The sequence below is a fragment of the Rheinheimera hassiensis genome (genome assembly GCF_022436675.1).
GTDB classification, from domain to species: domain Bacteria; phylum Pseudomonadota; class Gammaproteobacteria; order Enterobacterales; family Alteromonadaceae; genus Alishewanella; species Alishewanella hassiensis.
In genome coordinates this window covers 77,967-103,632 of record NZ_JAKUJZ010000002.1, presented here as the reverse complement: position 1 = coordinate 103,632, position 25,666 = coordinate 77,967, and the positions used below count along the sequence as shown (strand labels likewise).

Annotated in this window: 27 protein-coding genes; 9 read left to right on the top strand and 18 right to left on the bottom strand. The window is 48.0% G+C overall.

Translation table 11 applies throughout. The features are described 5' to 3' along the window. Positions 1–115: 115 nt before the first annotated feature. Positions 116–1,180 carry a DNA polymerase IV gene (gene dinB / locus MJX74_RS03340; RefSeq protein ID WP_240220885.1) on the top strand — a complete coding sequence of 355 codons (1,065 nt, stop codon included), beginning with the start codon at positions 116–118 and terminating at the stop codon, positions 1,178–1,180. A gap of 73 nt (positions 1,181–1,253) precedes the next feature. Here dinB and MJX74_RS03335 read toward each other — a convergent pair whose 3' ends face one another. Continuing rightward, a complete protein-coding gene (locus MJX74_RS03335) occupies positions 1,254–1,466 on the bottom strand; it encodes a cold-shock protein (protein WP_068230058.1) in 213 nt (70 codons plus the stop codon). A 269-nt stretch (positions 1,467–1,735) separates the two neighbouring features. Beyond that, a complete protein-coding gene (locus MJX74_RS03330) occupies positions 1,736–3,058 on the bottom strand; it encodes a DEAD/DEAH box helicase (RefSeq protein WP_240220884.1) in 1,323 nt (440 codons plus the stop codon). Positions 3,059–3,203: 145 nt separating this feature from the next. Here MJX74_RS03330 and MJX74_RS03325 point away from each other — a divergent pair, with 145 nt between their 5' ends. Together MJX74_RS03325 and MJX74_RS03320 are read left to right on the top strand one after the other, a co-directional pair. After that, positions 3,204–3,737, top strand: coding sequence for a DUF2058 domain-containing protein (locus MJX74_RS03325; RefSeq protein ID WP_240220883.1), 534 nt, complete (start codon positions 3,204–3,206; stop codon positions 3,735–3,737). Positions 3,738–3,767: 30 nt separating this feature from the next. Then, entirely contained in the window at positions 3,768–4,274 is a 507-nt protein-coding gene (locus tag MJX74_RS03320; RefSeq protein WP_240220882.1) for a GNAT family N-acetyltransferase, read from the top strand. On the opposite strand, the gene MJX74_RS03315 is transcribed toward MJX74_RS03320, so the two are convergent. After that, positions 4,271–5,005: a class I SAM-dependent methyltransferase gene (locus MJX74_RS03315; protein WP_240220881.1), complete on the bottom strand. Its 735-nt coding sequence runs from the start codon at positions 5,003–5,005 to the stop codon at positions 4,271–4,273. The genes MJX74_RS03320 and MJX74_RS03315 overlap by 4 nt on opposite strands. Before the next feature lie 39 nt (positions 5,006–5,044). On the opposite strand from MJX74_RS03315, the gene gloB reads away from it, so the two are divergent. The 3 genes from gloB to MJX74_RS03300 are packed head-to-tail and all read left to right on the top strand — an operon-like array spanning position 5,045 to position 7,996. Next, the gene (gene gloB / locus MJX74_RS03310) at positions 5,045–5,812 is read left to right on the top strand and encodes a hydroxyacylglutathione hydrolase (protein ID WP_240220880.1); all 768 of its coding nucleotides are present in this window, start codon (positions 5,045–5,047) and stop codon (positions 5,810–5,812) included. A gap of 56 nt (positions 5,813–5,868) precedes the next feature. Then, the gene (locus MJX74_RS03305) at positions 5,869–7,476 is read left to right on the top strand and encodes a LysM peptidoglycan-binding domain-containing protein (protein ID WP_240220879.1); all 1,608 of its coding nucleotides are present in this window, start codon (positions 5,869–5,871) and stop codon (positions 7,474–7,476) included. A 37-nt stretch (positions 7,477–7,513) separates the two neighbouring features. Beyond that, on the top strand, positions 7,514–7,996 hold the full coding sequence (locus MJX74_RS03300; protein WP_240220878.1) for a hypothetical protein: 483 nt from the start codon (positions 7,514–7,516) through the stop codon (positions 7,994–7,996). Positions 7,997–8,000: 4 nt separating this feature from the next. Here the strand turns inward: MJX74_RS03300 and MJX74_RS03295 are convergent, their stop codons facing one another. The 15 genes from MJX74_RS03295 to pspA all read right to left on the bottom strand — a co-directional run bounded on the left by MJX74_RS03295 (position 8,001) and on the right by pspA (position 21,742). Continuing rightward, positions 8,001–8,213, bottom strand: a complete 213-nt coding sequence (locus tag MJX74_RS03295) for a hypothetical protein (protein ID WP_240220876.1) — start codon at positions 8,211–8,213, stop codon at positions 8,001–8,003. A 37-nt stretch (positions 8,214–8,250) separates the two neighbouring features. Further along, positions 8,251–9,177, bottom strand: a complete 927-nt coding sequence (locus MJX74_RS03290) for a chemotaxis protein (protein WP_240220874.1) — start codon at positions 9,175–9,177, stop codon at positions 8,251–8,253. A 209-nt stretch (positions 9,178–9,386) separates the two neighbouring features. Next, entirely contained in the window at positions 9,387–10,031 is a 645-nt protein-coding gene (gene maiA / locus MJX74_RS03285) for a maleylacetoacetate isomerase (protein ID WP_240220872.1), read from the bottom strand. Positions 10,032–10,185: 154 nt separating this feature from the next. Continuing rightward, positions 10,186–11,202 carry a fumarylacetoacetate hydrolase family protein gene (locus MJX74_RS03280; RefSeq protein WP_240220870.1) on the bottom strand — a complete coding sequence of 339 codons (1,017 nt, stop codon included), beginning with the start codon at positions 11,200–11,202 and terminating at the stop codon, positions 10,186–10,188. Positions 11,203–11,204: 2 nt separating this feature from the next. After that, a complete protein-coding gene (locus tag MJX74_RS03275) occupies positions 11,205–12,353 on the bottom strand; it encodes a homogentisate 1,2-dioxygenase (protein WP_240220868.1) in 1,149 nt (382 codons plus the stop codon). Then, a complete protein-coding gene (gene hppD / locus MJX74_RS03270) occupies positions 12,346–13,419 on the bottom strand; it encodes a 4-hydroxyphenylpyruvate dioxygenase (protein ID WP_240220866.1) in 1,074 nt (357 codons plus the stop codon). Before hppD ends, MJX74_RS03275 begins: the two co-directional genes overlap by 8 nt. A gap of 213 nt (positions 13,420–13,632) precedes the next feature. Beyond that, positions 13,633–15,195 carry a transcriptional regulator TyrR gene (tyrR, locus tag MJX74_RS03265; protein ID WP_240220864.1) on the bottom strand — a complete coding sequence of 521 codons (1,563 nt, stop codon included), beginning with the start codon at positions 15,193–15,195 and terminating at the stop codon, positions 13,633–13,635. Between the two features lie 164 nt (positions 15,196–15,359). Beyond that, positions 15,360–15,701, bottom strand: coding sequence for a 4a-hydroxytetrahydrobiopterin dehydratase (locus MJX74_RS03260; RefSeq protein ID WP_173502169.1), 342 nt, complete (start codon positions 15,699–15,701; stop codon positions 15,360–15,362). A 9-nt stretch (positions 15,702–15,710) separates the two neighbouring features. Beyond that, on the bottom strand, positions 15,711–16,511 hold the full coding sequence (gene phhA / locus MJX74_RS03255) for a phenylalanine 4-monooxygenase (protein ID WP_240220862.1): 801 nt from the start codon (positions 16,509–16,511) through the stop codon (positions 15,711–15,713). A 181-nt stretch (positions 16,512–16,692) separates the two neighbouring features. Next, the gene (locus MJX74_RS03250; RefSeq protein WP_240220861.1) at positions 16,693–17,889 is read right to left on the bottom strand and encodes a trans-sulfuration enzyme family protein; all 1,197 of its coding nucleotides are present in this window, start codon (positions 17,887–17,889) and stop codon (positions 16,693–16,695) included. 103 nt (positions 17,890–17,992) lie between these two features. Continuing rightward, on the bottom strand, positions 17,993–19,006 hold the full coding sequence (locus MJX74_RS03245) for a TIGR01620 family protein (RefSeq protein ID WP_240220860.1): 1,014 nt from the start codon (positions 19,004–19,006) through the stop codon (positions 17,993–17,995). Then, positions 19,003–20,382, bottom strand: a complete 1,380-nt coding sequence (locus tag MJX74_RS03240) for a YcjX family GTP-binding protein (protein WP_240220859.1) — start codon at positions 20,380–20,382, stop codon at positions 19,003–19,005. The genes MJX74_RS03245 and MJX74_RS03240 overlap by 4 nt, the downstream gene beginning before the upstream one ends. A gap of 18 nt (positions 20,383–20,400) precedes the next feature. Further along, positions 20,401–20,817, bottom strand: a complete 417-nt coding sequence (pspC, locus tag MJX74_RS03235) for an envelope stress response membrane protein PspC (protein ID WP_240220858.1) — start codon at positions 20,815–20,817, stop codon at positions 20,401–20,403. Next, the gene (pspB, locus tag MJX74_RS03230) at positions 20,810–21,046 is read right to left on the bottom strand and encodes an envelope stress response membrane protein PspB (protein WP_068229994.1); all 237 of its coding nucleotides are present in this window, start codon (positions 21,044–21,046) and stop codon (positions 20,810–20,812) included. Before pspB ends, pspC begins: the two co-directional genes overlap by 8 nt. Before the next feature lie 24 nt (positions 21,047–21,070). Then, complete coding sequence (gene pspA / locus MJX74_RS03225) at positions 21,071–21,742, bottom strand: phage shock protein PspA (RefSeq protein ID WP_240220857.1); 672 nt, start codon at positions 21,740–21,742, stop codon at positions 21,071–21,073. 184 nt (positions 21,743–21,926) lie between these two features. On the opposite strand from pspA, the gene pspF reads away from it, so the two are divergent. The 3 genes from pspF to MJX74_RS03210 are packed head-to-tail and all read left to right on the top strand — an operon-like array spanning position 21,927 to position 25,665. Continuing rightward, positions 21,927–23,012, top strand: a complete 1,086-nt coding sequence (gene pspF, locus MJX74_RS03220) for a phage shock protein operon transcriptional activator (RefSeq protein ID WP_240220856.1) — start codon at positions 21,927–21,929, stop codon at positions 23,010–23,012. Between the two features lie 47 nt (positions 23,013–23,059). Continuing rightward, positions 23,060–24,652, top strand: a complete 1,593-nt coding sequence (locus MJX74_RS03215; RefSeq protein WP_240220854.1) for an ABC transporter substrate-binding protein — start codon at positions 23,060–23,062, stop codon at positions 24,650–24,652. Continuing rightward, the gene (locus MJX74_RS03210; protein WP_240220852.1) at positions 24,649–25,665 is read left to right on the top strand and encodes an ABC transporter permease; all 1,017 of its coding nucleotides are present in this window, start codon (positions 24,649–24,651) and stop codon (positions 25,663–25,665) included. The genes MJX74_RS03215 and MJX74_RS03210 overlap by 4 nt, the downstream gene beginning before the upstream one ends. Position 25,666: the final 1 nt, after the last annotated feature.

The window sequence follows — 25,666 nt, the reverse complement described above, 5'->3', positions numbered from 1 at the left end:
AAACATCTAAAACCCAAAAGCACTGCTGATTTGACCAGACAACTCTGTGTTGCAAGCTTTACATCATAGAAAACACGGCCTAATATACTGTATATAAAAACAGCCCGGTGTTTGCATGCGCAAAATTATACATATAGATATGGATTGTTTTTTTGCTGCTGTGGAAATGCGCGATAACCCCGCATTGAAGCATATTCCTATTGCTGTTGGTGGCTCAAGGCAAGCTCGCGGCGTAATATCTACCTGCAACTACCCTGCCCGGGCTTATGGCGTGCGTTCAGCAATGCCAACCGGCCAGGCATTAAAGCTATGCCCGCACTTAACCTTACTCAGCGGCAATATGGAAAAATATAGTGCCGCCAGCCGGCAAATCCGGGCCATTTTTGCCCGCTATACCGACAGCATAGAGCCATTGTCATTAGATGAAGCTTATCTGGATGTCAGCGATTGCCCGCTGTTTCATGGCAGTGCCACCCGTATTGCTGAAGATATCCGCCGCAGTATTTTTATTGAAACCGGCCTTACCGCATCTGCCGGTGTGGCACCGAATAAGTTTCTGGCAAAAATTGCCAGCGATGAAAATAAGCCCGATGGTTTATGCGTTATTACCCCCGATGATGTAAGCAGCTTTGTTAAAAAACTGCCGCTTAAACGCTTGCCAGGTGTGGGAGCTAAAACAGCCGAGCGCTTAAGTCAGTTGGGCTTAAACTACTGCGCCGATATTGCCAGCGCCCCGCTACCTTTGCTGGTAAAACAGTTTGGCAGCCTGGCCGATAGCTTGTTAAAGCGCAGCCAGGGTATTGATGAGCGGCCGGTATGCAGCCGCGAGCAGCGAAAATCGCTGGGGGTAGAACGCACGCTTGAGCATGATTTACTGCAATATACCGAGTGCGTAGAAACACTAAGCCAATTGCTGCCGCAGTTACAACGCCGGTTGGATCACTACAGCAACACCGCTGCAGGACGGCTGACGCCGATTCAGAAAGTGGGTATTAAACTGAAGTTCAGTGACTTTCGCCAGACTACCGTAGAAAAACAAGGCCAGCCATTACAGCTTGATAAACTGCTACCACTACTGGATGAAGCCTGGCAACGGCGCCAGCAACAAGGGGTAAGATTAATAGGTTTACAAATAGGCTTTAAAACTGCGGCTTTACAGCAACTGGCCTTGCCGTTTTAATAAATGCCAATATTAGTGCTTTGCAGATAACAGAAAACCGGCAAAAGCCGGTTTTATGCAAGCCTGGCCGGAATTACCCGATAACAGTTACGTTCTCAGCTTGTGGGCCTTTTTGGCCTTCAGTTACTTCAAAAGTAACTTTCTGACCTTCAACTAAAGTTTTACGTCCGGTACCGTTGATCGCACGGAAGTGAACGAAAACGTCCTTACCACCATCACGCTCCAGGAAACCGTAACCTTTCTCTTCGTTGAACCACTTAACTGAACCGGAAATTAACTGTGACATAACACTCTCTTACTTTAACTAAATTTGCCAGCTCGCTGGCGACTTAAATATAACCGGCCATCTCAGCTGGCTAGCATATATTTTCGCCCTCATTATCAGGTAAGCCATATAAGGGGTCAATAACCTTGCCTGCCGCACAGAAAATATTTCTGCTCTGACCGTACCAGCAACATGAGCCACGTTACTGATAACCCTGTTGTTGTCAGCATACTAAACAGCAACAATTTTAGTGTAGCAGCAATAGTGCTGAAAAAATAATCAGTGTTAATTTATTTTTGTTTACGCCTTACCGGAGCTAAACCATCGTCTCCACCTTCAAAAAACTGCGGTGCGTTTTTCGTCAGCGGCTTAACCGCTTTAGTTTTAGTTTTAGCTTTGGCTTTACCCTGCACGGCCTTTTTACCGGCTACAGCTTTAACTGCATCCTTTGCGACTTTGGGCTTACCGTCAAACTTAGCAGCTAATCCTTCTACTTCAGTAAAGCTGGTTGGCTGGCGTAAAAAGGCTTCTATGCGCTCCAGTGCTGCTATATCTTTTGGCCCAACCAATGAAATCGCCTGGCCTTTGGCGCCAGCACGGCCGGTACGGCCAATACGATGCACATACTCTTCTGCGTGCTTGGGCAAATCGAAGTTGATAACGTGCGACACCTGCAATAAATCCAGGCCTCGCGAGGCTAAATCAGTAGTAACCAATACCTGGTGCTTGCCGGTAGCAAAAGCCTGCATTACCGCATTACGGCTGCTTTGCGTTAATTTTCCGCTTAACGCCACAGCACTGCGGCCAAGCTGCTCACACAGCAGCGCTAAGCGCTCGGCATCTTCGCGTGTGGCGGTAAAAATAATCAGTTGCTTAATATCATCCTGCTGTAAAAAGTGCTGTAGCAGAGCTTCTTTATGAGTAAGGTGATCAGCCAGAAAAAACCGCTGGCTAATATCCTGATGCTGCTGGTGCGATGCACCAATAGCAACGCGGTACGGATTTTTCAGCAATGCCAATGTCAGTTCATCTACTTCTGCATGATCTAATGTGGCAGAAAACAGCAAAGTCTGGCGTAAACGGTGATCTGCAGCTTTATTGATCACCGTTAGCTGCGGCATAAAGCCTAAATCCAGCATCCGATCCGCTTCGTCGAGGATCAGCATTTCCAGGCCATTAATAAATACTGATTTATGCTCAAGGTGATCAACAAAACGGCCCGGCGTGGCGACAATGATGTTTGGCTCACGTTTAAGCAGCTTTTCCTGATCGTTAAAGTTTTCACCACCGACAATCAACGCTGACGTTAACGGTGTATTAGACACAAACAAGCGCAGCTGCGCATACACCTGCTTGGCTAATTCACGTGTCGGCGCCAGTATCAGCGCCCGCGCGTCACGCTTGGACAACGGTCGACTTTTCAGTAAGCGTTGCATCATTGGCAATAAATAAGCCAGCGTTTTACCTGAACCGGTTTGCGATGACACGATTAAATCACGGCCAACCATCACAGCAGGAATGGCCTCATGCTGTATCTCAGTTGGCTTAACAAAGCCCAGATGCTGTACCGAGCGCATTAGCCGCGGATCAAGCGATAAATCATTAAATGGCAAAGTGAACCTCTTAAACCTTAAATTACCGCTATATGATAACCGAAGCTGGCAAATTGAGTTAGTTTGATTTCTTAACTGGCAGCCTTTGCGCTACTATAAGCGCATTACAACAACCGCTAAAAGCATTGAACAATCAGGGCACACCATGAGTAATGCACTAAAAGAACAACTGTTAAAAGCTGGCCTGGCAGATGCCAAAAAGCTGAAGGCTGTAAAAAAAGAGAAGCACCAGCAGAAAGTTCAGGCTGGCAAGAACCAGAAAATAGTTAACGAAGCCAGTGTGCTGGCAGAGCAAGCACGCCAGCAACAAATAGAGCGCGACCGTGTTTTAAACCAGCAAAAACAAGCCGCACTGCAGCAAAAAGCAATCGCAGCACAGGTTAAACAGCTTATTAGTAACAACACCATTAAAGCTCAGGGCGAAGTGGCCTACAACTTTACCGATGGAAAGCTGGTCAAGCGGCTGTATGTTAATAACAAACTGCATGATGAGCTCAGCCGTGGCCTGTTAGCCATTGCTAAGCAAGACGAGCAGTATTATCTGGTACCTGCCGCCGTTGCCGAAAAAATTAAGCAGCGCCAGAGCGACAGTATTATTGTGCTGAATGTGAAACAACAACAGGTAGATGAAGACGACCCCTACGCCGACTTTAAAATTCCTGATGATTTAATGTGGTAAAGCCGCTTAGGCGTTTTGACAGAGAACTAAATGAATACACAACTGGTACTGGCCAGTGTCGGTGAAATGCTGCAACTGCAACACTGGTTTAGTAGTGCTGAGCAACAACAAAGCTGGGGCGGCGATAACTTTGATTATCCGTGCACCGAGCTGCGTTTTCTTCAACTGTTGTGCCGGCCCGGCACCCAAAGTTACAGCTTACTTGATAGCGACAACAATACCGTACTGGGCTTTGGCCAGGTTTGTGACCGTTTTGGCTGCCATCATCTGGCCAGGTTGGTTATCCACCCGCAGCAACGCAGCAAAGGTTTGGCTAAAACGTTGATTAGTGAGCTGATCATTCAGGCGCTAAACCAACAATACCGTAATATTTCGCTGTACGTACACCGGCACAACAATATTGCCCTGCAATGTTATGCCAGCCTGGGCTTTGAGATAAGCCCGCCGCCGGAAGCTGAAAACTCACGCTTGCATTTTATGACACTGGCGGCAGACGATGCTATAGCGGGTGTTAACCGCTATATGCAGCAAAACTAATCTGAACGCTGTCGGGCACTAACGCCTTTAACCTGCTGCGCAAAAGCCGGGCTGAGTTGCCACTTTGGTTTAATAGGTGTCAGCGGCAGCTCGCGTTTACGGGCGACCAGCAAATAACTAGCGCCGAAATAATTCATATATTGTTCGTTCCACAGCTGCCAGCGGGTTGCCTTATACTCTTTTGCCAGCATGGCAGAGCAAAAGAAACGCTGCTCTGACAACACTTCAAAACCAATAAGATGCAGCCAGTCTTTAATACGTGATGCACTGAAAAACCGGCCATGCCATGGATACTTATGCGCCAGCCCTGGCAGCCACTTTAATAAACCAACGCTACTGTATGGATTAATACCACTGAGCAACAAATAACCATCAGGCACCAGCACGCGGTGTGCTTCGCGTACCAAATGATGTGGATCTGCAGTATATTCCAGGCAATGGCTTAACAACACAGCGTCTACACTGTTTTCAGTAATAGGTAAAGCATCTGCTTCAGCCAGTAACATGGCTTGCGGGCAGAAGCGGCCGACACCGATATGGTGCTGAATTTTGCAGTTACTGGTATCCAGCTGGCAGCTAAGATCACCGACTTTTAGCATGTAGTAACCAAAAATTTGCTGCCACCAGGGCTGCAACTGACGGGATATCGCATCAGCCAGCGCTTGCCCTTGCGTAAACTGTTGCCAGTCTGACGGCGAAGTACGGTCTTTTTCGCTCAGTGCCGGTTTCATGTTAAGTTAACAGCCGGATTCATTAAGGTGGTTGTCATTATGTATCACATTACTCCAGTGCCAGCGTTTGAGGATAACTATATTTGGGTGTTATGTCAGCAAGACAACCCCAGTTGCATTGTAGTTGACCCCGGTGACGCCGGCCCGGTCTTGGGATTTTTACAACAACAGCAAAAAATACCTGTGGCGATACTGATTACACACCACCATGCCGATCACACCGGCGGGATTGCAGCAATACAGCAGCAATTTCCGCATGTCAGGGTAATAGGCCCGGAGATGGAAGTTAGTCGCATACCGCTGCTGACAGAAACTGTGAGCGATAATCAGTTGGTTGTCATTGCTCAGTTAGGGCTTACTTTTGCTGTTATTGCTGTACCGGGACATACTTTAGGCCATATTGCGTTTTATTCAGCACCGGTTTTGTTTTCTGGTGATACCTTATTCAGCGCAGGTTGTGGCAGGCTGTTTGAAGGTAGCCCGCAACAAATGTGGCAATCGCTGCAGAAGTTGCTGGCGTTACCCGACAGCACCCAGATTTACTGTACCCACGAGTACACCCTGTCTAATTTAAAATTTGCTTTAACTGTGGAACCAGATAACGCGGCACTACTCGAATACACGCAACGTTGTCATGATTTACGTTTGGCAAAAAAGCCAACCCTGCCTGCAGTGTTAGCAAAAGAGAAACAAATTAATCCATTTTTACGCTGTAATAACAAAAACCTACAGGAAAAATGGCAAAAAAATACCGCCTTGGCGTTGTTTAGCTGGTTAAGAGCCAGTAAGGACCAGTTTAAAAGCTGACTTGCATTCAGTGACCGAACAGGTAACATTCGATTTTTTACATGTGGAACAAAATAATGCTGAGAAGATTATCTGCCCTGGCTGGAGCCATGATCCTTGCAGGATGTGTTAGTACAAATAGCACTGACAAAACTAACATACCTCCTGTAGTAAAAGCCCCACAAAACAAGCCGGCAGATTTTCATAAGCACGCCGCCAGTGCCGAGCAAATAGCCAATCGTTTATGGAGTGCAGGCCAACCCTCAGGCAACGATATTATTGAACTTGATGCCACAGAATTAGAAGATTTATGGCAACGCATTCAGTTGCAAATGAGTTTTAATGTGCCACAAACCCGGCCGATAGTGGAGCAACGTAACTTTTACAGCAGCCATCAGGCTTATCTGGACAGAGTAGCCAGCCGTGCCCAGCCGTTTTTATTCCATATCGTGCAAGAGTTGGAAAAACGCCAAATGCCATTGGAACTGGCGTTGCTGCCTATTGTAGAAAGTGCTTTTGATCCTTTTGCCTATTCTCATGCTGCTGCTTCTGGCATGTGGCAATTTATGCCTGCTACCGGTAAGCGTTTTGGTCTAAAACAAAACTTCTGGTATGACGGCCGTCGTGACGTAGTGGCCTCCACCCGGGCGGCGTTAGATTATCTGCAGTATCTGCACGATAAACTCGAAGGTGACTGGCTCAACGCCATTGCCGCGTATAATTCTGGTGAAGGCCGGATCTTAAGAGCTATTCAACGCAATAAGCAAAAGCGTTTACCCACAGATTTCTGGTCGTTGGATTTACCCTCCGAAACTACCGCTTATGTGCCTAAGTTGCTGGCACTGGTAGATATTCTAAAGCGCCCGGATGAATTTGATATTGTCTGGAAGTTTATTGCCAATGAACCGAAAATTGATGTGGTAGAAGTGGGCAATCAAATTGATTTGGCCATAGCCGCAGAGATGGCAGAGCTGAGTATTGCTGAACTACAGGCATTAAACCCGGGGTTCAGCCAATGGGCCACTGATCCCGACGGTCCGCACCATTTAGTACTGCCGGTACATCAGGTAGAAACCTTCCGGCAAAAGCTGGCGCAAACGCCTACTAAAGAATGGCTACGCTGGAAACGTTACACCGTAGCTAAAGGCGATACTCTTGGTAAAATTGCCCAAAAGCATGACACTAATATCAGTGCTATTCAGCGTATAAATAAACTTGATGGCAATACCATTCGCCTTGGCCAGCATTTGCTGTTACCGGTATCTTCTGCTGAAGAGCAAAATTACAGCCTGAGCCAGCCAAACCGGATAGCCAAAGCACAGCAAAAAGGTAATAACGGCACTAAGCTGGAGTATATTGTTAAAGATGCCGATACCCTGTGGGATATTAGCCGTGAGCACAAGGTTACAGTGGCTGAACTGGCAAAGTGGAATGCTATAGCGCAGCGCTCTGCACTTAAGCCAGGCCAAAAGCTAGCGATATGGCAACCTATCACTGCAACAGGTGACAAGGGAATATCCCGTACGGTCACCTACAAGGTGCGCAAAGGCGACTCTCTGGCAAGAATTGCACAACGTTTCAGCGTTTCAGTGTCTGACATTGTAAAGTGGAACAATATTAATACCGGCAACTACCTGCAGCCAGGCCAACAGCTGAAACTAATGGTTAGTATGACGCAGGTATAAACCGCTAACGGGGCTGGTATTATTCGGGGCCAATATCATGAAATTGCAATATCTGCTGTTATGCGCAGCGTTAATGTTCACACCATTGAGTCAGGCACAGTTTGATATCAGTGGCGAGGGCAAGGTAACGCTTACAGACAATAGCAGCCAGACATTCGATTTCGGCTTTAGTTACTTTCGTCAGGATGGTACCTACCGCTTTATTGTTGGCAAGCAAAGCTTGAATGTGCCCTCTGTCCCACAAAAATATTCTATTGCTGTCATTCTGCAGGATAACAGTCATGTCTGGGTGCCTGACTTTGTTAACAAGCCACTTAGCAGTTTTGAATTACAACTGGAGCAATACTCTATAAAGTTGTTTGCTGATCCGCTGGCAGTAAATGCACCGGGAAACTTTGTGCTGCAACTAAACGATGAGACCTATTATTTTAACCGCGGTCCCGGCCAGATAAATTTTTACTTTACCGAAACCGGGATCCGCGATGTGCGGGTAGAGGGTATGTTTAAACCGCGCAAATAGCCGGTTAATCTGGTTCTTTTTGTAATTGCAACGCAGAAACCGTTCCGGATGCAATACACAGTAAAGGTGCTAATAAGGTTAAAAACCAGCTGGCCTGTAAACCAATATCATGCCACCAGGCGTAACATGCCGCCGTTAGCTGAAATATAATACCGAACAAGCCCGCGTAAACTAAAGCGCGGTTCAGCGGCCTTTTGGGTAGAGAAAATACTTTCATTTTATTGCCTGTCTACTTTTTCAATCCAGAATCAGCTTTAGTCTGCCTGCATCCATTTTTGTACTGCTGAAACCAGCTCGTCAGGGTGGAACTTAGCGATAAACTGATCTGCGCCTACTTTTTTCACCATGGCTTCATTAAATACACCGCTAAGCGATGAGTGCAACACAACATGCATTTGTCGCAGTGCCGGGTTAGCTTTTATTTCTGCTGTCAGCGTGTAACCATCCATTTCCGGCATTTCAATATCAGAAATCAGTAACGGCACTTTTGTAGAAATATCGCCGCCTAATTCTGCCGCTTTGGCGGTTAACCAATCCAGCGCCAATTTACCGTCATTAACCAGCTCAACCTGAATACCAATTGACGTAAGCGCGCGCTTTACCTGATTACGTGCTACTGCAGAGTCATCTGCTACCAACACAATCAAGTCTTTAAAGTTACGCTCTGTCGCTTTTACTTTAATATCTTCACTGACGTCTTCGTTGATTGGTGTTATTTCTGCGAAGACTTTTTCTACATCAATAATTTGTACCAGCTTACCGTCAATCTGGGTAACAGCGGTCAGGTAATGCCCTGCCCCCGCACCTTTGGGCGGGGGCATGATTTGATCCCAGTTTGTGTTAACAATGCGGTCGACACCGCTTACCAAAAAACCCTGCGTATGGCGGTTGTATTCGGTTACCAGTACATAAGCAGTAGATAAATCTTCAATACGTTTACCACCGGTAGCCTGGCTTAAATCAATTACCATCACCGGTACACCACGTAAATGCGCAATACCACGCACATGCGGGCTGGAGCCAGGCATTTCTGTCAGCTCCGGGCACTGCAACACTTCGCGCACTTTAAACACGTTAATGCCAAACGGCTGGGGGCCATACAAACGAAACAACAGTAACTCCAGCCGATTGTTACCTACCAGATTTGTCCGCTGATTCACTGCGGCCATTAGTTTACTCATAATTTTGTACCTCTTCGGCTATATTGGCCGCTGCACGGTTAACGCTGATCAGGCTCTACTACAGCATGTTGCTGTCAGCTAAGCAATGTGGACTTGTATCTGGAAGACAGAAATTTGTATAAGCATAGGCGAATATAGCTAATCGTCTAGCAAAACAGATGAAATGCTGCTGCCGTGATTACACGACGGCAGCAACATTTTACTTTGCCTTAGCTTATTTGTGCATCTGGCTGTTGCTCAGGGGCTGCCAGAGCAAAGGCGGCAAGTTGCTGGCAATTGTGGTGTACGGCCATCACAGTAGGAAAAGCGCACATATCCAACGCAAACCGTTGGGCATTATAAACTTGCGGCACTAAACAGATATCTGCCAACGTTACCTCATCGCCAAAGCAAAACTGCCCGGCACTTTGTTTTAAGCGTTGTTCTAATGCGCTAAAGCCGGTATTAAGCCAATGGCTAATCCAGTTTAACTTTTGCTGTTCAGTTAAGGCTAAAGGCCCGGTAAGGTATTGCAATACGCGCAGGTTATTCAGCGGATGCATATCGCAGGCAATATCCAGTGCCAGCGCGCGCACTTTGGCCCGTGCTGTGGGTTCTTTCGGTAATAACACCGGCTGCGGATAGGTTTCGTCCAGATATTCTATAATGGCCAGCGACTGGTTAAGACTAAGATCATCATCTACCAGCACAGGTACCAGTTCTGCCGGGTTTAGTGTTTTGTAGTCAGGGCTGTGTTGCTCGCCGCCATTTTTTACCAAATGCACCGGCAGATTTTCAAACGTCAGTTGTTTTAAGTTTAGCGCGATACGCACACGATATGCTGCTGAAGAGCGCCAGTAACCGTAGAGTTTCATTGTTATCCCCTGAAGTTGAACCAGGTAGAAGCACAGATGTACTTTTTTCCGCGACCGTTGAAGGCATGGATGCCTGAGTCGAGCCCCCAGGGATGGGTTTACGGCGTGTCGCGGAAAAAATGTACGCAGTGATGCTACCGAATCTGAGTCAAACTCAGGCTTTATATTGCACTACTTGCTGGTCAATGGCACCAAAGATGCTATTGCCCTGCACATCCAGCATTTCCATACGAATAGTATCGCCAAACTTCATAAAAGCAGTAGCCGGCTTACCATCCCGAATGGTTTCAATCATGCGAATTTCAGCAATACAGCTGTAACCTACTCCCCCCTCGTCCACAGCAGTACCATATTCGGTGCCCTGCTTATTCGATACTGTACCAGAGCCGATAACAGCCCCGGCGCCCAGATTACGGGTTTTCGCTGCATGCGCGACTAACTGCCCAAAGTCGAACGTCATATCGATACCAGCATTTGGCTTACCAAACAGTTTGCCGTTGTAAGTCGACAGCAACGGCAGATGTACACGGCCATCGCGCCAGTCAGCCCCAAGCTCGTCCGGTGTTACGGCTACTGGGCTGAACGCAGATGAAGGCTTAGATTGAAAAAAGCCAAAGCCTTTGGCTAACTCATTCGGAATAAGGCCACGCAAGGAGACATCATTGACCAGCATAAATAAGCGGATTTTGCTGCGCGCTTCATCAGCACTGCACGCCATCGCCACATCGTCGGTAATTACTGCTACTTCGCCTTCAAAGTCGATACCGTAGTCTTCGCTGACCACTTCAACATTGTCGCGCGGGCCGATAAAATCATCTGAACCGCCCTGATACATTAACGGATCGGTCCAGAAGCTTGGCGGCATTTCGGCATTACGCGCTTTGCGCACCAGCTCTACGTGGTTAACATAAGCGCTGCCATCGGCCCACTGATATGCACGTGGTAAAGGCGACTCACACTGAGCTTCGTCAAACGCCATTTCGCCGTCTACTTTGCCGCTGTTCAGCGCCTGATACACTTCTTCCAGCTTCGGGCTTAACTGTGCCCAGCTGTCCAGCAATTGCTGCATAGTAGCGGCTACTGCCGGCGCGGCTACACAGCGGCTTAAATCGCGGCTGACGACAACCAGCAAGCCATCACGGCTGCCATTTTTTAAACTTGCTAACTTCATTATTATTCCTTCGCCTGCTCAGGTTTTACTTTCCAGCTGTTAACGTATTCCGGGTTTTCCGTGGCCAACGCCGCAGTGCCTATTTCCAGTGCATCACGGGTATCAAGCATCACTGCCACTTCGTCGGTAAATTTCTTTTTATACTCACGCCCCGCCGCAAAAGCTTTCGGGTGCGGGCCATGAGTAAAACCGGCCGGGTGGAAAGTAACCATGCCTTTTTCGATATTATCGCGGCTGAAAAAATCACCGGCATGATAAAACAGCACTTCATCGTAATCGTCATTGTTGTGATAAAAAGGTACTTTTAGTGCACCCGGATCGCTTTCTATCGGCCGTGGCACAAAGGTACACACCACAAAGCGTTGGGCGACAAAGGTAGTGTGCGCCGACGGTGGTAAATGATAGCGATGGCTCATCAGCGGGCGGATATCGCGCCAGTTAATGCGCATTACTGCTAATTCGCCATGCCAGCCAATAGCATCCAGCGGGTTATACGGATAAGTAATAACCGATACCTGTCCGTGGCGTTTTACTTCTACCTGCCATTGCTGCTCGCTGTACTGGGCTTTAAAGGCATCATCAATTTTTGGCGTATCCAGCATAGCCGGATCGAAAATAGCGTGGTTACCTACCAAACCTTTTTCTGGCAGCTGATAGCTGTCGTTAGTGGCTTCAACCAGCAGGATAAACATCGGCTGTTTTGGCTCTAACCGCCACATGGTAGAGCGCGGAATAACAATATAATCGCCGTCCCGCACTGTCATATGGCCGTAATCGCAATACAGCTCGGCGCTGCCTTCGTGGATAAACAGCAGCTCATCACCGTCGGCGTTGCGCACCAGTTTGCTCATGTTGTCATTCAGCCGCCAGGTGCGCATTTTACAATGCGCATTAAACAGCAAATTTGGCACGGCCCACGGCGAATTAGTGTTATCGGCACCTATGTCATTAAAGTTAAACAGGTGTGGCCGCAGTGGCCCCTGCCAGTCAATCCAGCCGGTAGGCGCATGGCGGTGATGAAAGTGCGTGGCCGGGCCAAAAAAGCCGCTGCGGCCGGTTTCACGCTCATATATCGCCTGCTCAGGAAAATCTGCGTGCGCCTGTCTTGATACATCACCTTCCTTTAACGGAAACGATGCCCATTTACGCATTGCTTAACACTCCGCGCTGAATTTGATCTTCTTCGATAGACTCGAATAGTGCCTTAAAGTTACCCTCGCCAAAGCCTTCATTGCCTTTACGCTGGATAATTTCAAAGAACACCGGGCCAATCACGGTTTTGGTGAAAATTTGCAGCAAAATGCCATCTTTCATTGGCGCGCCGTCGATCAAAATACGTAAGTCACGCAGTTGCTCTAAGTCTTCATCGTGGCCCACTACACGGTCATTTACTTTGTTGTAGTAGGTTTCCGGTGTTGGCATAAAATCCATGCCACGGCTGCGCAAAGTGCGCACAGTTTCATAGATGTCTTCGGTTGTCAGCGCAATATGCTGGATACCCTCGCCTTTGTATTCGCGGATAAATTCTTCAATCTGTGATTTGTCATCAGAGGATTCATTAATAGGAATACGAATTTTGCCGCATGGCGCTGTCATCGCTTTTGATACCAGGCCAGTAAGCTTACCTTCAATATCAAAATAACGGATTTCACGGAAGTTACCGATATTTTCATAGAAGCCGGCCCAGGTATTCATATTGCCGCGCATTACGTTATGCGTTAAATGATCCAGCACTTCCAGGCCAACACCGTGCTTGGTCATTTCAAGCTGCCAGTTGTCATAATATTTAAAGTCAACATCGTACACAGAGCTGGCACCATAGCGGTCAACAAAATACAGCAGGCTGCTGCCAATACCGTAGACGGCCGGGATATTCAGCTCCATTGGGCCTATCTGGTTTTTATACTCTTTAGCACCGTTAGCCACGGCATGTTTTAATGCATGAGCCGCATCTTTTACCCGAAATGCCATGGCGCACACACTTGGGCCGTGCTTACGGGCAAATTCTTCTGCCTGCGAGTTTGGCTCAGCATTAACAATAAAGTTAATGTCGCCTTGCTTATATAACCAGGCTTGCTTTGAGCGATGTTGTGCGACTTCGGTAAAGCCCAATGCATAAAACAAATCTTTTAATTTCTGAATGCCGTCGGCATCAGCAGCAGTGTATTCAACGAACTCGAAACCATCAGTTCCCAGCGGATTAATTTTATCTGTCATTGTTATAGTCCTAACTACGTCTTGGTTGGCGCTAATAATGCGCTTGCGGCAAAAAAAAGGAAGGGGGCAACAAATAACAGCCTGATCGTTGTTAAAGCGCTGTTTTGTAAAGCTGTAGATACAAAATAACGATTTTTCTAAAAAGCGATCAAAAAGGGCCGCCAAATCGCTCTGGCAGCCCCCTTGCAGTATAGTTTTACGCACAAAGCGTAGTTAAATTTTTACACTCTTGCGATTAATGCCGTAGTCACGCAATTTATTGGCGACTGCCGTGTGACTTAAACCGAGTTTTTTTGCCAGCTGACGCGAGCTGGGATAAGCAGGAAACAATTTACGCAACAAGTTCGCTTCAAAGCGTTTTACCGCTTCATCCAGGGTACCGTCGAAATCTTGCTCTAAATAACCAAAATCGTTGTTGTAACTGGGTAACTGCAAATGATCTTTATCCAGTTCAAAGCCTTCAAGCAGAGTAATAGCACGATACAATGCATTTTCCAGCTGACGCACGTTACCCGGCCACGGATAATTTTGCAGAAAATTGGCACAGCTGTCGGTTAACTTTGGCGCTTTACGGCCAAGCCTTGCAGCAAAACGGGCAATAAAGAATTCAGCCAGCGGTATCACATCCTGTTTGCGTTCGCGCAGTGACGGTAAAGCCAGCGTCAGCACATTAAGGCGATAGTATAAATCTTCACGGAACTTGCCTTCCTGCACCATGCCGGGTAAATCTTTTTGCGTGGTACAAATTACCCTTACATCGACTTTTACTTCGTTTTCATCGGCAACTCGGCGAAAACTGCCATCCTGCAAAAAGCGGATCAACTTGGTTTGCAACTGATGCGACATTTCGCCTACTTCGTCTAAGAATACCGTACCGCCGTTGGCCAGTTCAAATATGCCTTTTTTGCCCTCTGCTGTACCGGGAAACGCATTGGCGCCATACCCGAACAGCTCAGACTCTGCTACGTTGTCTGGCAACGACGCACAGCTAAGGGCTAAAAAAGGTTTACCGGTGCGGCTGCTGGCAGCGTGACATGCCCGGGCAAGTAACTCTTTACCAGTACCGGTTTCGCCCATAATCAGAATAGGCGCATCCAGCTGTGACATTTTTTTCGCTTCGCGTACCACTTTACGCATTAAGTTACTGTGTGCCTGCAGAGTGTTAAAGCTTTCCTGATCGCCTTTTTTAAACGCCACCATATGCTGGCCGAGCCGGCTTTCAGATTTTAAATTAATCACCGCACCGGCCAGAATCTCATGGCCGGTTTCATCCGGCACCATCACCGGCAAAATATCAGCAACAAAGCGCTTGCCGTGAATTTCTAAGCGTCGGGTTTGCGCCAGCACATCATCGCCTTCTAACCAGCGTTGAAAATTAAAGCCTTTCACCATACCCTGCAATGACTGACCGGCAATAGCACTATGCTCTACCGACAACGCTTCGAGCGCGGCGTCATTAATTACCGTAACATTGGCTTTAATATCAACGGCAATCAGGCCATCCGGCAATGTCTTAAGTAAGGTAGACAGTTCATTATGCTCACGCTCTGACGGCATAAAAGCAGTGGTTTTAACATCTTCCACGCCGGTGATGCGGCGCATCTTAGTCATTAACTCCTGAAATTTTTCAAAGTTTACTGTCGGAAATGACACGTACATCCGGCTTAAGCTTGGGTCCACTTCAATACCGCGCAGATCCAGCTGATAACTTACCAGTACATTTAATACTTCCTGTGCCAGGCCAAGCCTGTTCTGGCATTGAATTTCTAAACGCATACCGCAAAGTGCCCCAAGACCAAGTAATTAACAGCATAATACGGTAAAACGATGAGTTGAGACCAGTAGTTTTGTAAAGAAATGTGAACAAACGCGCTATTTAGCGGGTAACTGAGACGAGTGGTGTTATAACACCACTCGTCGGGGGAAAGATAAATACTTTACTAAGCCGACAGCAAGCTGTCTGTTTTAGCTGCACAAATAAAGTCGTTCTTGTGCAGGCCTTTAATCGAATGCGACCACCAGGTTACTGTTAACTTGCCCCACTCCAGCAACAGTGCAGGATGATGGCCTTCTGCTTCTGCCAGCTCGGCCACTTTATTATGAAACGCCCAGGCCAGCTTAAAGTTTTTAAACTTAAACTCACGTTCCAACTGTAAAATACCGTCACGTACTACCGGCGTCCAGTCGGGGATCTGCCGCATCAGCTCTGGCAGCTCGGCGTCAGATACTTTAGGCGCATCAGCGCGGCAGGCTTCACATTGCATTGCTTTTAATTCAGACATTCTGTAATCCTAACTTGCTTGTTTTTCTTTGGGCGGAAATTTTGGCGCATGCAGCCCCAGTGCTCTGGCCTGTTCAACCAGAGCCATCATATCCAGATGGGCAATATCAAACAGTTGGTCAATACGTTCAATCATAAAGTACACAGGCTGCATAATATCGATACGGTATGGTGTACGCAAAACATCAACTGCATCAAAGGGTTTACGCTCAGGCACAGCAGATTCCAGTGCGTAGGTAGTTTCACCGGGCGAGGATAAAATACCGCCGCCATATATGCGTAAACCTTCAGGTGTAGTTAACAAACCAAATTCAATAGTAAACCAGTATAAGCGGGCCAGATAGACGCGGTCTTGCTTGTTGGCTGCCAGCCCGAGCTTACCGTAAATGTGGGTAAACTCGGCAAAGGCCGGGTTGGTAAGCATAGCGCAGTGGCCGAAAATTTCATGAAAGATATCAGGCTCCTGCAGATAATCAAACTCTTCACGGCTGCGGATAAAGGTCGCTACCGGAAAACGCTTATTCGCCAATAACTCAAAAAATTTGTCAAAGCTGATTAACGCCGGTACTTCTGCACATTCCCAACCGGTGGTGGCACGTAATACCTTACTGACTTCGTCCAGTTGCGGAATGCGGTCAGTGGGTAGCTGCAGCTTGTCCAAGCCTGCCATATATTCATCACAAGCTTTGCCTTTAATCACGCTAAGCTGGCGGGTGATCAGTTCATGCCAAATTTGGTTTTCTTCATCTGACCAGGCAATAATACCCTGCTCGTCAGACTGACGGGAGATATATTTACTCGACTTACTCATAAACAACCTGTTGAATAATCTGTTATACGGGAGTGTCCCGCTTAGCTGCCATTTTGTAATTTGAATAATGAGCAGATAATTAGTTACAGCGGATACTAAGCGATAGTGCGGCAAGAGTTAATCTCGTTACCGCCTAAAGTTGGCTACTCTGGCGTAAACATAGCCTTACAAGGCTGGCGACTTAACGCTGGCGTTGCTGCATTTTATCCAACGCCTGTGCCAGATCGGCGATGATGTCGTCAACATGTTCAAGCCCTACTGAAACACGGATTAAACCATCACTGATGCCTGCCATCTGCCGCTCTTCTGCAGTGTAAGGGCTGTGTGTCATCGACGCCGGATGTTGAATAAGTGATTCGGCATCGCCCAGGCTTACCGCCAGGCTAAGCAAGTTACATTGATTAATAAAATAGCGGCTGTCGTCCAGACTAGCATTTAGCTCAAACGCCAGCACGCCACCGGCAGCTTTCATCTGGTTACCAATAAACTTAAAGCCAGGGTGCGATGGCAAACCCGGATAAAACACTTCGCGCACCGCAGGATGTGCCTGCAGATATTCTGCTACCGTCTGCGCATTGCTGCAGTGGCGTTCCAGCCGCACCGACAGCGTTTTTAAACCGCGGATAATCAACCAGGCGTCATGTGGGCTAATAGTGGCACCCATGTCTTTTAATGTGGTCAGTTTGATGGTTTTAATAGTTTCGCTATCCGCTACAATCAGTCCCGCTACCACATCGCCATGGCCGTTAAGGTATTTGGTAGCGCTGTGGATCACGATATTAATGCCGTAATCGGCTGGCTTTTGCAGCAACGGCGTAAGAAAGGTATTGTCTATCACTGAAATCAGCTGATGGCGCTGGCAAAAATCACCAAGAAAGGCCAGGTCCAGCACCACCAGATTCGGATTTATTGGCGTTTCAGCAAACAGCATTTTGGTATTAGGTTTAAGGGCTTGTTCAATTGCAGCGTGGTTTGTCATATCGACAAAGCTAACTTCAATGCCGTAACGGGCAAACATATGGTTAAACAATGCAAAGCTGCAGCCGTAAATGGCTTTACTGGCAATTAAATGATCGCCCTGCTGTAAAAAAGCCATAGTACTGGCTGCAACAGCGCCCATGCCGGTAGCCGTGGCGGCGGCATCAGCCATGCCTTCCAGCGCCGCTATTTTTAGCTCCAGCTCACGGGTGGTCGGGTTACCCAGTCGGGTATAAATATAGCCTTCAGCTTCACCGGCAAAACGGGCCGCGCCTTGCTCGGCGTTATCAAAAATAAAGGTGGAGGTTTGGTACAGCGGCGTGGCTAAAGTACCGTGTTGATTTTTTTCTTTACCGGCGTGAATACACAGGGTTTCGGCTTTTTTATTATTGTCATGCATAAAGTTACTGCTACTGAAAGTTAAAGTCGCTGTAACAAATAGCAGAAACTAATATTAATGGAAGCACGCCAGACATCTTGCAGTCTGGCGGTATCAGCAAAGTTTATCCGGTACTGTCAGCTTTAGTTTGCGCAGCAGTGCTAAAACGTTGTAATAAAGCACGGCCAAGTGATTTAATACTGACTTTGGCTGCAGCCGTTACCGGTAGTGGCCGTAATTGTTGCTGTGCCAGATTACCTAGGCGGGCGACCAATAAACCGGCAATCACCCCCTGCCCGGCCCGGGCCGATAACTTAGCCGTTAACTCGCTGCCAATAACGTCAGAGGCCATATCCAACATCAGCTCTGAGCCACCAGCCCATAGCAGCGCTGCAAACAGCCGCTTTAACAGCACCATACTGCGTAACTGGCCTATAGCGCCACCGTACAGCTGCGCCAGTTCACGCACCAAACGGCTGCTACGCCACAACACTACTATCATATCGGCCAACGCAAAGGGGCTGATTGCCACCGCCATGCTGGTATCTGTAGCAGCGCGATAAATGATTTGCTGTGCCTGTTTATCCAGCACGGTCAAAACAAAATGTTCAAACAGCGCCAGCTGTTCTTCATCGCTATGCTCATCTTTTATTGCTGCGCGCCACTGGTCTATTGCTGCGCTAATGTCAGGGCTTGCTGGCAAGCTGGCCGCCACCGCCTGACACAGCTTGTGTGCTTCGCCAAATTGTACGCTGTGGCGGATACGCTGCGCGCTTTGCTGCCAATGCCGGTTGCGGGCTAAACGGCGCCATAGCTTCACTTCACGCCAGATGAGGCTTGTCAGTAACACCAGCACTGCCAGAGTAACCAGGCTTAACAGGCCGCCTTGCAGCACACTTTGCTGCCAGCTGTGTTGCACCATTACACCCCACTGCCAAACCGACAGCACAACAATAGTCAGCAAGGTTACCGCTGACAAGCGCCACCACCAGCGGTTGGTTTTTACTGGCTTGGCAGGCTCTGCTGCTGGCGTACTAACAAAGTTGTCATCGTGGTAGTAACTGGCACTTTTTAACTCAACGGCGGCTGGCGTCAGCTTCGGCTGGCTAAAATGACGGGCTTGCTTTAATTCGCTCATCGTAATTTGTCTCCAAGGATAAACTGCAGTACATGGTCCATCCGCACATGAGGTAAAGCCTGAGTGTCATTCCACGGCAGCGGCCGCAGCGGTAAAAAAGCAAACTTGTGTTGTTCAAACACCGCTTGAGGCGGCACGGTTGGAGGTATGTCGCCGGGGAAATAGGTCAGTGCCTGCTGATCCAGCCCGGTACCGCTGATGCAAGGCTGTGCCAAACCGTCAGCCTGCACAAAACCGCTGCTGCTGGCCCGTATTGCTGCTATCGCCATGGCCTCAGTGGTAGCAGCCTGATACTGGCTGTTCTTCAGCGGCTGTTGTAATAACTGTTGTAACAGCAAAGTAAGGGCCTTGTGTTGCTCGGGTGTAGCATGATCAGACTTACTGGCTGCAAATAATACTTTACTGATTTTTGGCTTAAACAACCGGCTTAACAGGCTGGACGGGCCATAATTGAAGCTTTGTAAAATAAGCCGCAGCGCCTGTTGCAGCTCGGTAATAGCCGCATAACCGGCGTTCAGTGCCGACAGGCAATCGACCAGAATAACCTGACGGTCAAGCGCTGAAAAATGTTGCTGGTAAAACGGCTTGATCACATGTTTACGATAGCTATCGTAGTGCTGCTCTAACTGGGTTGCCAGGGCAGAAGGTTGCTCTGCCTGCTGCGGTAACAATGGAAATAACTGCAGCATAGGGGCGCCAGACAATACCCCCGGCACCAGCAAACGGCCAGGCTGATTCAAATAAGCACCGGGCGTTTGATGAAATTGTGTTAGTAACTGCTTGTAGCTGTCAGTAAGCTGCTGCAGATGTAATTCGCTGGCATCCTGCAAATTGGTTTTTTGCAGTAATTGTTCAAACGGTTGTGCCGCTGCACTGCGATGGGTTTTGGCAAACAACTGCCAGCTAAACTCACACCACTGGGCATAACTCATATCCAGCATCGGTAAATCCAGTAACCACTCCCCGGGATAATCGATAATATCCAGCGCCAGTTCGCTGTGACTTTGCAGGTGAGAGCGCAAACCTGACGCGGCCTTATAGCGCAGTTGCAGGCTTAACTGACTCCAGCCCGTGGTTGATGGTGGCCAGGCTGGTGGGTCTTGCTGCAGATATTGCAGGTTTTGCTCCAGTGGAAAGCGCGGTACAGCCAGGACCTGGCTTGCCAAACGCCCGCCCAGATAACGTTGTTCACGTACCACATCAAAAAATGGCAAATTAGACGGCTGATCGCCCTGCGTCAGCTGATGTACCAATGAGGTAATAAATGCTGTTTTACCTGAGCCACTAAGCCCGGTAACCCCTAGGCGTAAATGACGATCAAAAGCGCGGCCTGTCAGCTCGCGCCTTTGATGTTGAAGATGCTTAAATACATTCATAAGCTAAGGCTTACCACCCTAGAGGCTGTTAAGTTCGCGATTTAACTGAAATTTAGCTGATGTAACGTGGCGCTCAAGATCACGCAAACGCAGCTCCAGTCCGTTAAACTGATTGGTTAAATGTTGCAGCGCGTCTTTTGGTGCCTCGCCGCGCTGCCATAACCGGGTTTTCACCTCTACCACCTTCTCTGTTGCCGGGCTTAAATCAGCCGTAGTTGTTGCTCTGAAGGCGGCTTTGGACTTTTTTTCCAGCACCACCCAGGCTGCTATGTACAACACTAATACCAAACCGCCGGCACCAAGAAAAAATGCAGATACGGTAATGATACGCACCAACCAAAGCTCCCAGCCAAAGTAGTCGGCGATACCGGCGCATACGCCGGCTATCTTGCCATTGGCATCATCACGTAACAGTTCACGCTTAAGCTTAGTCATGTGAAGACCTCCATTTCGGACTTTCTGCATCTAAAATGGCTTCCAGCGTTTTAATGCGATCGGCCATTTTCTCTGCCCGGTGTGCCAGATCATTTAACTGTAACAGTTCCTGATCTGACAACCCCTGCCCCATTTTGTTCTTGCTGCGGTAATGCATGATTACCCAGATCGGTGCCACAAAAATCATAAACAGGATAATTGGTACACCAATGACTTCTGACAAATCCATGAGTTACTCCTAAACGCCTGCTGCTCAGGCGTCTTGATCTTTCTGATTAACTTTAGCCTTTAATGCCGCCAGTTCATTGTCAATTTTGTCCTGTGCAGCCAGTTCAGCAAACTCATCCTTTAGGGTTTTCTTACCTAAGTCATAGGCTTCAACCTGGGCTTCCAGCGTATCAATTTTCTGCTCGTAACGCTCAAACTTGTACATCGCATCGTTAATACGGTTGCTGTCCAGCGTCTTTTTCACTTCTAGGCGTGATGCCACTGTTTGCTGGCGCATCAACATAGACTTCTGCCGTGCTTTGGCATCCGCCAGCTTTTCCTGCAGCTGTGCTACTTCGTCCTGCAGCTTGCTAATATGCTCGTCCAGATTAGTAATATCAGCTGCCACTGCATTAGCCTGATCAGACGCTTTTTGCCGCTCAATCAGCGCAGAGCGTGCTAAATCTTCGCGTTCTTTGCTAAGCGCCAGCTCGGCTTTAGCCTGCCAGTCGGCTACTTCTTCCTGCAAACGGTTTACCACCCGCTGCAACTCTTTTTTCTCGGCGATGGTTTTAGCAGAAGAAGAACGTACTTCTACTAAAGTGTCTTCCATTTCCTGAATAATCAAGCGGACCATTTTTTCCGGATCTTCGGCTTTATCCAACAGCGCGTTGATATTTGAGTTCACTATGTCTGAGAAGCGTGAAAAAATACCCATAATATTTACCTCTTAAATGACTGGTTTAGTACAACCTAATCTATTCAGTTTCCTTGCCAACTTTGCAGATTATTTTAAACCAATGATTAGTATCCATTTTTATTTATTTTGCGTTAAAGCTTCTGCTGACGGATATTATGAAATACACTACTAATTAGCCAATTTAACTAACAAATAGCACGCCATGAGCATAAAATTCAAACAAGATAATCTGGTGGGCCAGTCTAACAGTTTTCTTAATGTGCTGGATCAGGTCTCACAAATAGCGCCCTTAGACAAGCCGGTATTAATTATCGGTGAACGTGGTACTGGTAAAGAACTGATTGCAGCCCGTCTGCACTTTTTGTCGCAACGCTGGGATCAGCAATACCTTACACTTAACTGCGCCTCACTGAATGAAAACCTGCTGGAAAGTGAATTATTCGGCCACGAAGCCGGTGCCTTTACCGGCGCCAGTAAACGCCATGAAGGGCGTTTTGAGCGGGCTCATGGCGGCACTCTGTTTCTCGATGAGCTGGCGAACACCCCAGGGTTAGTGCAGGAAAAACTGTTACGGGTAATTGAATATGGCGAATTTGAACGCGTAGGTGGCAGCCGTTCGATAAAAACAGACGTCAGGCTGATTTGTGCGACTAACGAAGATTTACCGGTATTAGCCGAGCTGGGCGAATTCCGTGCTGACTTACTGGACAGGCTGGCGTTTGATGTTATTACTTTACCGCCGATGCGTGAACGTCAGGAAGACATTATGGTATTGGCCGAACATTTTGCCATTAATATGGCCCGCGAACTGGGCTTTGAGCTATTCAGTGGTTTTAGTGAAAAAGCCAAGCGCACCCTGCTTGACTACGACTGGCCCGGTAATGTGCGCGAACTGAAAAACGTGGTAGAGCGTAGCGTATACCGCACTAATAATGCTTATGTTCCGGTGCACGACATTCAGTTAGACCCTTTTGAATCACCTTACCGGCCAAGACAGCGCATTAAAGCTCCGCGCCCGCAGGCACAAGCCTTGCCGGTACAGGAAAACACCAACACGTTGCCTGTTGCTACCACTGCTGTAGTTGCAACAAAGAGTAACCAGTTCGATTTTAACCAGGTGCAGGATTTTAAAACTCTGTCGCAGGATTTTGAGGTCAACCTGATTAAACAAGCACTGGCTGCCAGCCAATACAACCAGAAAAAAACGGCTGAACTGCTGAATCTGACCTATCATCAGCTACGTGGCTATATGAAAAAATATCAGTTACTGGAAAGCCAGCAAGCATGAACGTTAGCTTTAGCCAGATAATACGCTCAGCACCCAGGCGCCGTTTTTTGTCTCTGCTGATGGCAACCGTTGTAAGTGCCTGTCAGCCGCAGTTGCCTGAAACCGTGCGCAGCGGTTTAGTATATTGCTCTGAAGGCTCGCCAGAGTCGTTTAACCCGCAACTGGTCACTTCCGGCACGACTATTGATGCTATCAGCCAGCAATTATATGACCGCCTGCTGGATATTGACCCGCAAAGCGGCGAGCTTAAACCCTTACTGGCTACCCACTGGCAAGTGAATGACAGCGGCACCGTGTATGAGTTTACGCTGCGTCCGGATGTGCAGTTTCATCAAACCGAATACTTTAGCCCCAGCCGGGCATTTAACAGCGACGATGTGGTATTTACCTTCAACCGTATTATGGATAAAAGCCATCCTTTTCATTATCAGGGCGGCGGTAACTACCCGTTTTTTCAAAGTGTTGACTGGGCCAATTTGGTTGAGCGTGTAATTGCTGTCAACAGCAATACTGTACGGTTTGAGTTAAGCAGGCCGGATAGCTCGTTTTTATCCAATCTTGCTACTGATTTTGCCGCCATTTTATCTGCAGAATACGGCGCTTCTGTGCTTGCTCAAGGCCAACCCGGCCGTATTGACAGCCATCCGGTTGGTACCGGGCCGTTTCGCTTTAAAGAGTACCAAAAAGACGTACTGATACGATATTACCGCCACAAGACCTACTGGCGCGAGCTGGCAAAACCGGAGCAGTTGGTGTTTGACATAGTGCCAAACAACGCCCGGCGTATGGCTAAACTGTTCACCCACGAATGTGATGTGGTGGCCTTTCCACGGGTAGCAGAGCTTGGCCTTATCAGCCAGCGGCCAGATGTCGACGTGCAGGAAAGTACCAGTATGAACGTGGGCTTCTGGGCATTTAATACCGCCAAACCACCTTTTGACAATGCCAAAGTACGGCTGGCACTGGCGATGGCAATTAATCGCGAAGCCATTTTACAGGCGGTGTATTTTGGTTATGCCACAGCGGCAAACTCTGTATTACCGCCAACTTCCTGGGCCTATAATGCTGAGTTGCCACAATTACCTTTTGATCAGACCCAGGCTAAAGCATTACTGGCCGAAGCAGGCTATGCCAATGGCTTTAGTATGGATATCTGGGCAATGCCGGTGCAACGCCTGTATAACCCCAATGCACTGAAAATGGCCGAAATGATGCAGGCAGATCTTGCGCAAATTGGCGTCAGGGCCACAATAGTATCTTACGAGTGGAACAGTTTTCGCCGCAAACTGAGTAATAACGAGCACGATTCTGTGCTGATTGGCTGGTCGGCCGATAATGCCGATCCGGATAACTTTTTCCGGCCACTGCTAAGTTGCAGTGCCGCCCAAACCGGCACTAACAGAGCCAACTGGTGCGATGCTAACTTTGATCGCCTTATCAGCCAGGCATTGCTGACATCGGATCAAAAGCAACGTCGTAGTTACTACATGGCTGCCCAACAATATCTGGCCGAACAAATGCCGCTGCTGAGTATCGCTCATTCACAGCGCTTTCAGGCGCTTAACAGTGACATCAGCGGCATTGACATTAACCCTTACGGCGGTATATCGCTGGCAACAGCCGTTAAGGATGTTAAATGATCCTGTATTTACTGCGCCGTCTGTTCTTACTGGCTTTTGTTTTTATTGCTCTGAGTATACTGGCATTTAGCCTGGGGTATCTGTTTCCGGGCAATACGCTGCAAAACTTTACCGGCATGACAGATATTTCTGCTGAAATGGCAACACAATTAACGGCAGAGTACCGCTTAGATAGCGGCTATATACAACAGTATATAGCCTACCTGCAGCGTATTTTTAGTGGCGATTGGGGCCTGTCTTTTGCCAGTAAACAACCGCTGCTACAAGAAATTAAAATACTGCTTCCAGCGACATTGGAACTTGCAGCTTACGCTCTGCTGGTATCATTTTTTGTCGGCATTCCACTGGGTATTATTGCCGCGATAAAACCAGAGGGTATTGTCAGCCGTATTATTTCAGCACTGGCGATAGCAGGTTATTCAATACCGATATTCTGGTGGGCACTGCTACTGATTATGCTGTTCTCAATCGGCCTTGGCTGGTTGCCGACGGCTGGTCGCATTAGCGTCTTATATGAAATCCCGCATGTTACCGGTTTTATGCTGGCTGATATTCTGCTGGCCAACAGCCAGCATCAGACAGAAGCTCTGCTTAATGCACTGCGCCACACATTGCTGCCAACGATAGTGCTGGCAACCTTCCCCACCACCGTGATGATCCGTTTTACCCGGGATTCTATGCTGGATGTCTGGGAACAAAGTTATATAAAAACCGCACGCGCCAAAGGGCTTAACCGGGCGCAAGTATTGTACCGGCATGCTTTGCGTAACGCCCTATTGCCGGTTATCCGCCAGATAGGTCTGCAATTTAGTACCCTTATAACGCTGGCGATGATTACTGAAGTTATTTTTTCCTGGCCCGGTATTGGCCGCTGGCTGATAGACAGCATTTATCAGCGCAATTACCCGGCTATACAGGCGGGTTTGCTGGTTATCTCAACCCTGGTTATCAGTGTAAATATGTTGACGGAAATTCTGCATACGCTGTTTAACCCTTTAGCAAGGAAGCGTTGAG